Below are 12,115 nucleotides of genomic sequence, written 5' to 3' on the forward strand. Positions count from 1 at the left end.
ATAATTTGATGAAAATATCAGTGGAATATATTGGGATGTCGAGGTGGAGCGGGAGCGCATATTTTACTTTCACATGTAAAAATAAAACCAGTACCCTTAGTTGCAATGATGTGATTGTTAAAGCGAATGTCTGTCTTTTAAAATATTTGTATATTAGAGTTTACGGTTATTTACCTTTATTTACGTAGCGGGGCAGGAAGAAGACGAAAAGTATCGAATGAATGTACATATGTAGCATTGTTTGCTTTTGGTGTGAATAGTAGTAAAAGATACGTTGAAATATTTTAAACGGTAACAAAAGAGCGATTAAATAATAGAGGGAGCAACTTACATGGAAAATATATTAAAGGTATCTTCAAAATCAAAACCAAATTCAGTGGCAGGTGCAATTGCAGGTGTACTAAGAACAAGTGGAAATGTAGAAATTCAAGCGATTGGGGCTGGCTCTTTAAATCAGGCAATTAAAGCAATTGCGATCGCAAGAGGGTTTGTTGCTCCAAGTGGTATTGACTTAGCCTTCGTTCCAGCGTTTCAAGAGGTTACTATTAATGATCAAGAAAGAACGGCGATTAAATTAATTATTGGTCCTAGAAAGAAAAGGTAACTGCAGTAATACAGTATTGAAATGACATTTAACATAACAAACAAAAAGTGTCACAAATGCTTATAAAACAGGCATTTGTGACACTTTTTTTGTTTTATTTAAATTGAAACGAACAACCCTAAAACTGCTCATTCTTCTCCCAAGATTCTACAATATAATGTGCAATCGTTGGATTGAATCCTTTCCCAACTAAAAACATAATCGCAGCAACTTCTGTTAAAGCATGTTTGTGCGATGTATGTTTTGCTTCATTTAAACCGTAATCTACCCAAGGTTTTACGAAATCTAGTACAGGTTTCTTTAAGGGTAAAAACTGTGTACCGACAACTTGTTGAATTTGTTGTTGTGTTGGTTCTGTAATTGGTCCAGGCGGTAAGATTTGAGGCTGTGTGATATCAAATGTTGGTCCTGGTGGTAAGATTTGCGGTTGTGTAATATCGAGTGTTGGTCCTGGTGGTAAAATTTGTGGTTGTGTTGGATCAATTGTTGGTGGTGCCGGTGGTGAAACACGTGCGCCATAGTTTGGTTGATACATTTGCGGCTGAGTTGCGTATGGGTTTTGTTGATATTGTTGTTCTTGATTTTGTGGTGTTACATATGGATTTTGTTGATATTGTTGTTCTTGATTTTGTGGTGTTGCATATGGATTTTGTTGATATTGTTGTTCTTGATTTTGTGGTGTTGCATATGGATTTTGTTGATATTGTTGTTCTTGATTTTGTGGTGCTACATATGGATTTTGCTGAAGTTGTTGTTCTTGATTTTGCGGTGCTGCATATGGGTTTTGAGGGTAATCATAATTTGGACGTGTGTCGTATGCGTTTTGCTGATATTGTTGCTCTTGATTTTGCGGTGTTTCGTATGGATTTTGTTCATATTGTTGTTCTTGTTCCCCATATTCCTCATATTGTTCTTCATACCGTTGTTCCTGTTGCTGAGGGTAAAATGGTTGTTGTGGATAAGGCGGTTGATTATTATAGAACATATTTATTCCTCCTTCATGATGATGCTTACCACTCAGTGTATGGGCGGACAAGAAAATATGTGATGAAAAAATGCGGGCGTGTTACAATAAGTAACTGGGTGAAGATAAAATGACAAAACAAGAAAAGATTCAAAAAACAATTACTTTTGTAAAACATATTTTAGAAAAAGATGCGAGTGGGCATGATTGGTATCATATTGAACGCGTACATAAACTGGCGATTTCTTTATCCGAGCAAGAAGGAGGAAATCGTTTTATAATTGAAATGGCAGCATTACTTCACGATGTGGCAGATGAGAAGTTAAATGAAAGTGAAGAAGCAGGAATGAAAAAAGTTTCTGATTGGTTAGAAGAATTACATGTGGAAGAAGAGGAAAGTAAACATGTTCTTCATATCATTGCCAATATGTCTTATAAAGGTGGTCATGGCGGTAAAGTGGATTCACTTGAAGGAAAGCTTGTTCAAGATGCGGATCGCTTAGACGCTCTTGGAGCAATTGGAATAGCTCGCACATTTGCGTATGGTGGGGCGAAAGGGAGATTAATGTATGATCCAACTATTCCTCCGCGTGAAGTGATGACGAAAGATGAATATAGAAAAAATAACGATCCATCTTTAAATCATTTTTATGAAAAACTTTTGAAATTAAAAGACTTAATGAACACGGACGCAGCAAAACAAGAGGCTGAAGTTCGACATCGTTATATGGAACAGTTTATTGAACAATTTATGAAAGAGTGGAATGCACAAATATGAAAATGTTAACTGTGGAAAACTTATCGAAATCATACGGAGAAAAACCGTTATTTGATGGATTATCATGTAGTATTACAGAAGGACAACGTGTCGGAATTATTGGTGTAAACGGTACTGGTAAATCGACATTATTAAAAATTATTGCAGGATTAGAAACTCCTGATACAGGTGATATGACGCATTCACGTGGGTATACAATTAGTTATTTATCACAGCAACCAGAGTTTGATGAAAAACTAACAGTATTAGAGCAAGTGTTCCATGGTGATACACCTTTAATTCGTCTTCTTCGTGATTATGAACAATCGTTATTAAATATCGAAAAAGATCCAAGTAATGAAAAAGTACAGGAACAATTATTTGCAGTGCAGCAACGTATGGATGCGATGAGTGCATGGGAAGCAAATGCGAATGCAAAATCGTTATTAACGAAATTAGGAATTACTGATTTTACAGCAACTGTTGGAAATTTATCTGGTGGACAGAAAAAACGTATTGCGATGGCGCAGTGTTTTATTGAAACACCTGATTTATTAATTTTGGATGAGCCTACGAACCATCTTGACCATGAGACAGTTGAGTGGTTAGAGGAATATTTAGCTAGATATAATGGTGCCGTATTACTTGTAACCCATGATCGTTATTTCTTAGATCGTGTGACGAATCGTATTTTTGAATTAGACAATGGTAAACTATATAGTTACGAAGGAAACTATAGTACATTTTTAGAAGCGAAAGCACTTCGTGAAGAACAAGAAATTGCGCAAGAATCAAAACGTCAAAACTTATACCGCCGCGAACTAGCATGGATTCGCCGTGGTGCAAAAGCTCGTTCGACAAAGCAAAAAGCACGTATTCAACGATTTGATGAGTTAAAAGGTCAAGAAGGACCAGCTGCAAAACAGTCAGTTGATATTGCGCTTAGCGGGAGTCGTCTTGGCAAAAAAGTACTTGAGTTAAAAGATGTAACGAAAAAATTCGGTGATAAAACGGTATTATACAACTTTAATCATATAGTGAAGCCGGGCGATCGCATCGGGATTATCGGAGCGAATGGAAGCGGGAAATCTTCTCTATTAAATATGCTTGCAGGTAAGCTATCTCCTGATAGTGGTGAAGTTGAAGTAGGACAAACTGTAAAAGTTGCTTATTATACGCAAGAAAATGAAGAGATGAATTTAAATCAGCGTATGATTGAATACATTAAAGAGATTGCAGAAGTTATTCATACGACAGATGGAAAAGTAATTGGTGCATCTCAAATGTTAGAACGTTTCTTATTCCCGACGCATTCACATGGTACACCGCTTGGTAAACTATCTGGTGGTGAAAGAAGACGTTTATTTTTATTACGTATTTTAATGGGAGAACCAAACGTACTATTACTTGATGAACCTACGAATGATCTAGATACACAAACATTAACAGTACTGGAAGATTATTTAGAAGATTTCCCAGGTGTCGTTTTAACTGTATCGCATGACCGTTACTTCTTAGATAAAGTAGTAGATGAATTGTTCATCTTTAGTGGCGGAGGCGAAGTGCGTGAATTCCTAGGTAGTTATACGGACTTTTTAGAAATGGAAAAGACGAAAGAACTGATTGAGAAGGCGGAAGTTCAAAAAGAGAAAAAAGTGGTAGAAGAAGCGCCGAAACAACAACGTAAACGTAAACTTTCATACAATGAGCAGCGTGAATGGGAAACAATTGAAGATACAATTGCCGAACTAGAAGAGAAAATTGAGTCAATTGGAGAAGAACTTGCGAAAGTTGGATCTGATTTCACAAAGGCACAAGAATTATCTGAAGCACAGCAGAAAACAGAAGAAGAGCTAGAAAAAACGATGGAGAGATGGAGTGAACTATCGGACATCGTTGAAGGATTAAAATAAAAACAAGCTGCATATATTGAAAAGTAAAGAGAAAAACTTTACACTATTGGTAGAACCTATTTTAGGAGGGAAAAAATGAGAACATCTAATCCAATGTTGAAAAAAGAGGCATTCCGTAAAGAGGGAGCAAGCGCTTCTGCGATGACGATTGGCGGAACAGTAGGCAAAACGTTTATTATGCTTATCTTGCTACTTGCAACGTCTGTCTATTCATACATACAGATGATGCAGGGGACGATGAAGATGCCAGTATTAATTGGTGCTTTAATCGTTGCGGCAATCATCGCATTTGCGTCTATGTTCTTCCCGCGTATTTCACCTTTTGGTGCGCCAATCTATGCGGCGGTAGAAGGGGTTGTATTAGGTAGTATTTCAGCTGTTTATACAATGAAGTTTGGCGATTCTATCGTTTTAAATGCTGTATTACTAACAATCTCAATTCTATTTGCAATGTTAGTGTTATATGCAACGCGCGTAGTAAAAGTAACGGATAAATTCCGTACAGGCGTGATGGCAGCGACACTTGGAATTATGGTTATGTACTTAGTCGTATTTCTACTAAACATGTTTGGTGTAACGGTTCCGTACATTCACCAAGGTGGTACAATCGGCATTATTATTAGTGCAGTTGTTATCGTAGTTGCTGCATTAAACTTATTACTAGATTTCGATTTAATCGAAAACGGTGTACGTAGTCAAGCTCCAAAATATATGGAGTGGTACACTGCAATGGGACTAATGCTTACATTAGTATGGCTATACTTAGAAATTCTTCGTTTTGTTTCTTACTTTACGAAAAATGACTAATAAAAAAATCCTGCATGAAAAATGCAGGATTTTTTTATTTTCAAAGATAAATTGAGAATATAGTATCATTGGATGCTGTTAATTTGAAATGAAGGGGATGGAATATGATGAAAGAGAAGAAAGGAATTATGAAAAAACTATTTTCTAAAAGTTTTTTCATAGAACTAGATGATGCTTTAATGTATCCATCAGCAGAAGTTATTACTTCAGCAATAGAAAGATATGCGGCTGAATGTAATGAATGACTAAAATTCGAGAGTAAAGTAAAACCGATTACTTTTTGCTTAGAAAATGTAATGTACTGCGTTGAAATAAAGATGGCTCGCGGTGGATATTACATATCCTGCAGTGAAGTATAAAGTGAAACTTTAATCAGTGGGGGGGCTTCATCCCCCACTGATTATTAGTTGAACCAATCGGACTTTTATGGGCAGTTGATCCCCCACCTAAATTCTTTGCTTTCGCTGAATTTTGAGGTGGGGGTCTTACTGCCCATTAAAGCGGGATAAATTTTGAAACCTTACATGTTTTAAATATGTAAGGTTTCTTTTTTGTTTATATCAGATATAAAAATAATATTTTTTACTTTAAAATATATAATTTTACACTTTTTACCCTTCAAACATTTTTCTTTACAATGAAGAAAAATATGTGAGGTGGTATAACTTATGATGAATCGAGTTGTATTAATCGGTAGATTGACGAAGGAGCCAGAATTATACTACACAAAGCAAGACGTCGCGTATGCACGAGTATGTGTTGCGGTGAATAGAGGTTTTCGAAATAGTTTAGGTGAGCAACAAGTAGATTTTATTAATTGTGTCGTTTGGCGAAAATCAGCAGAGAATGTAACTGAATATTGTACGAAAGGCTCACTTGTTGGAATTACTGGACGTATTCATACGAGGAATTACGAAGATGATCAAGGAAAGAGAATATATATAACGGAAGTTATGATTGAGAGCATTACATTTTTGGAGAGAAGGCGGGAGGGCGCATCACAATAAGATGGGACTTTAAACAATGGGTTGGGGAGAATTAGGTGGAAAGAGAAAGTATGATGATGGAAAGAAATCAGCAAAATAAAGCATCCGAGTAGGTTTAGAGAGGTGGAACATGTTACAATACACGTAAGAACACGCAATAAAGGAGAGTTTTTTACGTGAAGATTAAAGCAATTGAACCTACGCCAAGTCCAAATACAATGAAAGTTATTTTGAATGAAGTATTACCATCAGGAGCGCGTAATAATTATACAAATGAAAATAAAGAACAAGCCCCAATGCAAGTGCAAGAAATTTTGAAAATTGAAGGCATTAAAGGTGTATATCATGTAGCCGACTTTTTAGCAGTGGAGCGAAATGCAAAGTATGACTGGAAAGTTTTATTACAACAAGTTCGTGCTGTTTTCGGTGAAGAGGTAGTAGAAGAAAGTGAAGAACAACAACTTGCTCATTTTGGGGAAGTGAAAGTGTTTGTTCAAATGTTCTTTACAATTCCAATGCAAGTAAAGTTAACAGATGGAACAACAGAAGAGCGTGTTGGCTTACCTGATCGTTTTAAAGAATCAATTATGAAAGTGCAAATGTCTGCACCAAACGTCGTAAAAGAACGTAAATGGGTGGAACAAAGTACACGTTACGGTAATTTTGAAGAAATCGGGAAAGAAGTAGTAGAAGAGATTGTGGCTGCTTATTCAGAAGAACGTGTAAATGAAACGGTTAAAGAATTATTAAACCAGGCAGGTGCTGTTGAAGTAACGATTCAAAAGCGTGAGCCATATAAAGTAACAGAAGAGATGATGAAAGATGCTGACTGGAAAAAACGTTTTGCAGCATTAGAACAAATGGATCCTACTGAAGAAGATATGCCAGTGTTGAAGATGGCGTTAGATGATGAAAAAGTTTCGATCCGCCGTTTAGCAACAGCGTATTTAGGTATGGTAAAAGGTGATGGAGTATTGCCGTTATTATATAAAGCGTTATTAGATCGTTCAGTAAGTGTTCGCCGTACAGCGGGCGATTGCTTATCAGACGTAGGTGATCCAGCAGCGATGTTCGTTATGATTAAATCTCTGAAAGATTCAAGTAAATTAGTACGCTGGCGTGCAGCGATGTTCTTATTTGAACTTGGAGATGAAAGTGCAATTCCTGCCTTAAAAGCAGCGCAAGATGATCCAGAATTTGAAGTAGCGATGCAAGCACGTCTAGCATTAGAGCGTATTGAAGGCGGAGAAGAAGCAAAAGGTTCTGTATGGAAACAAATGACGGAGTCTCGTAAAGGGGAATAATGTATGATTGTTTTCTATGATAGTTGGTGCCCGATGTGTACGGCGGTTGCAGAACGTACGAAAAAATTAGATAAAAAGGGTAAGATGAATTTTGTTTCATTTCGAGATGAAGATGTAGTTGAGAAGTATGAACTTTCTCAAGAACTACAAAGTAAGATGGAACAAAGATTGTATATTTTTAAAAATAATAAGTGGTATGACGGAATTCATAGCATACATGTATTAGCAAAGGCTGTTCCATCTTACTGGTTTGCTGTTCCTTTTATAAAACTATCTATCGTACTCGGATTTGGAAGTAAAGTATACGATTATATCGCTAACAATAGAAAACTTGTTCCAGTTGGACATTGCCGCGGTGGGGTTTGTGAAATCCCTACAAAAAAATGAAATCATCGTAATCTTTCTTTTGCACCTAGTAATAGAGCGTGATATGATGAATTTGGAATGAAAGTTGAAGGAGAGATTACAAGATGTCAAATGCTTATGAAGAATACATGCGCCAAATGGTAATCCCAATGCGTCAAGAATTAGTGCGTTCTGGGTTTGAAGAGTTAACTACAGAAGAAGCTGTAACAGAATTTATGGAAAAAGCATCAGGTACAACTTTAGTAGTTGTAAACTCAGTTTGTGGTTGTGCAGCTGGTTTAGCACGTCCATCAGCAGGTCAAGCAGTTGTTCGTGCTGAAAAACAACCTGATCATCTTGTAACTGTATTCGCAGGTCAAGATAAAGATGCTACTGCAAAAATGCGTGAATACTTCGGAGAAATTCCTCCATCTTCACCATCTATGGCATTGTTAAAAGGTAAAGAAGTTGTTCACTTCATTCACCGTCATGAAATTGAAGGTGCAACTATGGACGAAATTATTACGAACTTAGAACAAGCTTTCGAAAAGAATTGCTAAAGAAGGGGGAGAGTAAATCTCCCTCTTTTCTTTATATAGAGGTGAAAAAATGATCGTAACAACAGCAGGAAGAACAAACAAAGAAATGACAGATTATGCAAATAAGGTAGCAGCAGAATTAAATGTTTCTTTCGTTAAACGTAATGACATACCAGTACATAAACTACATGAGCAGTATAAACAAGATATACTTGTTGTAGGGAAAAACCGATTAGCAATTTATCCAAGAGGAACGGAAGAGTCGTTTTTCTTTCATCCAAACTCAGCGATGTTTCGTGTGAAAAGGTTAATGCGCGGAGAACACGATCCGTTTGTACAAGCCACGCAATTAGAGAGTGGAATGACAGTGTTAGATTGTACGCTCGGTATGGCATCAGATAGTATTGTAGCTAGTTATATTGTTGGTGAAAACGGAAAAGTAACGGGACTTGAAGGCAATGATTATATGGCTTATATTATGGAAAATGGTTTAAAAACATGGTCTTCATCTATTTCTGAAATTGATGAGGCAATGCAACGAATCGATGTGAAGCAAACGGAGCATTACGCATTTTTAAAACAATGTGAAGATAATAGTTATGATGTTGTGTACCTTGATCCAATGTTTGAAGAAACTGTTATAGAATCAGATGGCATAAAAGGATTAAAACACTTCGCTTTGTATCATGATATTACTGACGAAACAATTGCGGAAGCGAAGCGTGTGGCGAGAAAACGTGTCGTTTTGAAAGACCATTTCCGTAGTTCTAGATTTGAAAAACATAATTTTCATGTATACAAAAGAAAAAGTGCTAAGTTTCACTTTGGTGTAATTGACCCTTGCTAATTGTTTGAAAAGATGTATAATAAGCAATAATTAATTAAATATACTGTCGGTGATGAAGAGAGTAGTCTTTTTTAGAAGGAAAGCGAGCTAGGGATGGTGTGAGCCTAGTACGGAAGAAAAAGATGAAGCGCACTTCGGAGATGCTTCTTGAACGAATAGTAGAGTAAGCCGAGGCCCCCTGTCCTCGTTATAAACGGGAAAGTGGTTCGTAATGAACAACAAGGGTGGTACCACGGGTTTAAACTCGTCTCTTTTTTAGAGACGAGTTTTTTGTGTTTTAAAAAATAAGGAGGTTGTAGTATGGATTATAAAACGCAGTTTGCGGAAAGTTTATCTAATATTTTCACGAATGAATTAACACAAAAACAAATTTTAGATTTAATTGAAACGCCGAAACAAGATGAATTCGGAGATGCGGCATTTCCATGTTTTTCACTTGCGAAGCAATATAAAAAATCACCAGCTCTTATCGCACAGGAAGTTGCGGAGAAATTAAGTGATCCATTTTTTACGAAAGTAGAGGCTGTCGGTCCTTACGTAAATGTATTTTTTAATCGTGAAATTGTAAGTGATGATGTATTAAAAACGGTTTTAGCGGAGAAAGAAGAGTACGGTCAAAATTACTTTGGTTGTGAAAAAACGGTGGTTATCGATTATTCCTCTCCTAATATCGCGAAACCTTTTTCAATGGGGCATTTACGTTCTACAATGATTGGAAATTCACTGAAACATATCGCTGAAAAATGCGGCTATGAAGTTGTAGGAATTAATTATATTGGAGACTGGGGTACACAGTTTGGAAAGTTAATTACCGCTTATAAAAAGTGGGGAAATGAAGAAGTAGTTAAAGAAGATCCAATCCGTGAACTATTTAAGTTATACGTTCAATTCCATGAAGAGGTAAAAGGCGACGAAGAACTAGAAGAAGAAGGGCGTGCTTGGTTTAAGAAATTAGAAGAAGGTGATGAAGAAGCTGTTGAGCTTTGGAATTGGTTCCGTCACGAATCCTTAAAAGAATTTTCTCGTATTTATGAACTTCTCGGTGTTGAATTTACTAATTTTCAAGGAGAAGCTTTTTATAATAATTTAATGGAAGATTTTATTGGTATTTTAGAGGGACATGATTTGCTTGAAGAGTCAGAAGGCGCGTTAGTCGTTAATTTAGAAGAAGATGGAATGCCGCCTTGCTTAATAAGAAAATCAGATGGTGCAACGATTTACGCAACACGTGACTTAACGGCAGCTGTATACCGTCAAAACACATATGCATTTGATAAAGCCCTTTATGTAGTTGGCCCGGAACAAAGTTTACACTTCAATCAATTTTTCACTGTATTAAAAAAGCTTGGCTACAATTGGGTTGATGGCATGGAACATGTACCGTTTGGGTTCATTTTAAAAGACGGTAAGAAAATGTCGACACGTAAAGGAAGAGTTATTTTACTTGAAGAAGTACTTGAGGAGGCGATAGACCTTGCAAAACAAAATATTGAAGAGAAAAATCCAAACTTAAAACAGAAAGAAGAAGTAGCAAAGCAAGTCGGTGTTGGTGCAGTTATCTTCCACGATTTAAAAAACGAGCGTATGCATAATATCGAATTCTCATTAGAAAACATGCTGAAATTTGAAGGTGAAACAGGACCGTATGTACAGTACACACATGCACGTGCTTGCTCTATTTTAAGAAAAGAAAGTGTAGAATTTGAAACGTGTACGTTTGCATTAAAAGATGATCATAGCTGGAGCGTCGTAAAATTACTGAATAAATTCCCACAAATAATCGAAGCAGCCTTCAACAAAAATGAGCCATCAATCATTTCGAAATACGTATTAGATGTAGCACAATCATTTAATAAATACTATGGTAATGTTCGTATATTAGAAGAGAGCGAAGAGAAAGACAGCAGACTGGCATTAGTGTATGCTGTGACGGTTGTATTAAAAGAGGGATTACGTTTACTTGGGGTGGATGCTCCTGAGGAGATGTAAAATAAATAGGTATATGTATCATAGTAGATATGTATGCCTATTTATTTTTATAGAAAATGTGAAAGCGGAAGTTTTATTTTATTAAATCTAAATTTTTTAGAATTGTTTCAAGTGTAGGAATGTCCTTATTAAATGGAGAATTGTAATGTCATATATAAAAGGAGGCGTTAAACTTGGAAATGTACGATTGGAACAGTAAACTAACATATTTAAAAAACACTAGAGATTTATATTACAATGACGATTATGTAAGCTTTTTAGTAAATACAGTTTGGAGGATTACTAAGCCCGTACATATCGTTGATTACGGCTGTGGATATGGTTATTTAGGCTTAGTATTAATGCCTTTACTTCCAAAAGGATCAAAGTATACAGGCATTGATAGTGGAGAAACATTACTAGCTGAAGCGAGAGATCTGTTTCGTTTCCTTCCGTATGACTCAGAATTTATTGAGGGAGATGCTACAGAAATTGAATTGAACGATACATACGATATAGCAATCTGTCATGCGTTCTTATTACATATGAGTTCACCAAAAACGATGCTACAAAAAATGATACATTCAATTAAAAAGGGCGGAAAAATAATTTGTTTTGAACCACACTGGATATCAAATATGTCTTCATATTATTTGAATGGAGAGAATCATTCGGAAATTATTAGGCTAGGTGCTTTGCAGCAGTTATTTGAAAGTGACATGCAGAGAAGCGGAAAAGATGGAAATATTGGCATGAAAATACCGGTGTTTTTAAGTGAACTAGGCGTAAAAAATATTGAATGTAGAGTAAGTGATAAAGTGAACTTTTTAGATTCTAATATGCAGCATAATGATAAGCAAAGTTTGTATCATTCACTAAAAGAAGAAGGGATTGCAGGGAATCCAGGTGATAAGCAGCAATTTATAGAGCGTTTAATGACTAGAGGATTAACATATAATGATGCGCTAGCTCAATATGAAGCTGAACTCCGATTTTTTAAAGCATTTCAAATGAACTTTTTTTTAGTATATGCTCCGAATATGAAAATTACATTTGGTGACATAGAATGTTGAAAGATAGC

General features: G+C 36.1%; 12 protein-coding genes, 1 pseudogene and 1 other annotated feature. Of the genes and pseudogenes, 12 read left to right on the forward strand and 1 reads right to left on the reverse strand.

Annotation, left to right across the window (positions count from 1 at the left end; all coding sequences use genetic code 11):
• The first annotated feature begins 331 nt into the window (after window positions 1-331).
• Window positions 332-604, forward strand: a complete 273-nt coding sequence (gene spoVS / locus MR115_RS14325; RefSeq protein WP_061678591.1) for a stage V sporulation protein SpoVS — start codon at window positions 332-334, stop codon at window positions 602-604.
• Window positions 605-722: 118 nt separating this feature from the next.
• Here the strand turns inward: spoVS and MR115_RS14330 are convergent, their stop codons facing one another.
• The gene (locus tag MR115_RS14330; protein WP_242241732.1) at window positions 723-1,589 is read right to left on the reverse strand and encodes a hypothetical protein; all 867 of its coding nucleotides are present in this window, start codon (window positions 1,587-1,589) and stop codon (window positions 723-725) included.
• 109 nt (window positions 1,590-1,698) lie between these two features.
• Between MR115_RS14330 and MR115_RS14335 the strand changes: the two genes are divergently transcribed.
• The 11 genes and pseudogenes from MR115_RS14335 (at window position 1,699) to MR115_RS14385 (ending at window position 12,107) form a co-directional block, all read left to right on the forward strand.
• Window positions 1,699-2,346 (forward strand): HD domain-containing protein, encoded by a 648-nt coding sequence (locus tag MR115_RS14335; protein ID WP_061679546.1) that lies wholly within the window; start codon window positions 1,699-1,701, stop codon window positions 2,344-2,346.
• Window positions 2,343-4,238 carry an ABC-F family ATP-binding cassette domain-containing protein gene (locus MR115_RS14340; RefSeq protein ID WP_242241733.1) on the forward strand — a complete coding sequence of 632 codons (1,896 nt, stop codon included), beginning with the start codon at window positions 2,343-2,345 and terminating at the stop codon, window positions 4,236-4,238. Before MR115_RS14335 ends, MR115_RS14340 begins: the two co-directional genes overlap by 4 nt.
• A gap of 75 nt (window positions 4,239-4,313) precedes the next feature.
• Window positions 4,314-5,045: a Bax inhibitor-1/YccA family protein gene (locus MR115_RS14345; RefSeq protein WP_001260655.1), complete on the forward strand. Its 732-nt coding sequence runs from the start codon at window positions 4,314-4,316 to the stop codon at window positions 5,043-5,045.
• Between the two features lie 104 nt (window positions 5,046-5,149).
• Window positions 5,150-5,404 (forward strand): annotated as a pseudogene (locus tag MR115_RS14350) (DUF4318 domain-containing protein).
• A gap of 309 nt (window positions 5,405-5,713) precedes the next feature.
• Complete coding sequence (locus MR115_RS14355) at window positions 5,714-6,052, forward strand: single-stranded DNA-binding protein (RefSeq protein ID WP_063262726.1); 339 nt, start codon at window positions 5,714-5,716, stop codon at window positions 6,050-6,052.
• A 155-nt stretch (window positions 6,053-6,207) separates the two neighbouring features.
• A complete protein-coding gene (locus tag MR115_RS14360; protein WP_088096252.1) occupies window positions 6,208-7,335 on the forward strand; it encodes a conserved virulence factor C family protein in 1,128 nt (375 codons plus the stop codon).
• Window positions 7,336-7,338: 3 nt separating this feature from the next.
• Window positions 7,339-7,722, forward strand: a complete 384-nt coding sequence (locus MR115_RS14365) for a thiol-disulfide oxidoreductase DCC family protein (RefSeq protein WP_073518519.1) — start codon at window positions 7,339-7,341, stop codon at window positions 7,720-7,722.
• A gap of 83 nt (window positions 7,723-7,805) precedes the next feature.
• On the forward strand, window positions 7,806-8,240 hold the full coding sequence (locus MR115_RS14370; protein WP_061679552.1) for a BrxA/BrxB family bacilliredoxin: 435 nt from the start codon (window positions 7,806-7,808) through the stop codon (window positions 8,238-8,240).
• 49 nt (window positions 8,241-8,289) lie between these two features.
• Complete coding sequence (locus MR115_RS14375; protein WP_242241734.1) at window positions 8,290-9,066, forward strand: class I SAM-dependent methyltransferase; 777 nt, start codon at window positions 8,290-8,292, stop codon at window positions 9,064-9,066.
• A gap of 40 nt (window positions 9,067-9,106) precedes the next feature.
• Window positions 9,107-9,321: a binding site (T-box leader), on the forward strand.
• 45 nt (window positions 9,322-9,366) lie between these two features.
• Entirely contained in the window at window positions 9,367-11,055 is a 1,689-nt protein-coding gene (gene argS, locus MR115_RS14380) for an arginine--tRNA ligase (RefSeq protein WP_242241735.1), read from the forward strand.
• A gap of 173 nt (window positions 11,056-11,228) precedes the next feature.
• Window positions 11,229-12,107, forward strand: coding sequence for a class I SAM-dependent methyltransferase (locus MR115_RS14385; RefSeq protein WP_242241736.1), 879 nt, complete (start codon window positions 11,229-11,231; stop codon window positions 12,105-12,107).
• Window positions 12,108-12,115 lie beyond the last annotated feature (8 nt).

Source organism: Bacillus cereus group sp. BfR-BA-01309, from assembly GCF_022664315.1.
In the GTDB taxonomy this organism is placed as follows: Bacteria; Bacillota; Bacilli; order Bacillales; family Bacillaceae_G; genus Bacillus_A; species Bacillus_A mobilis.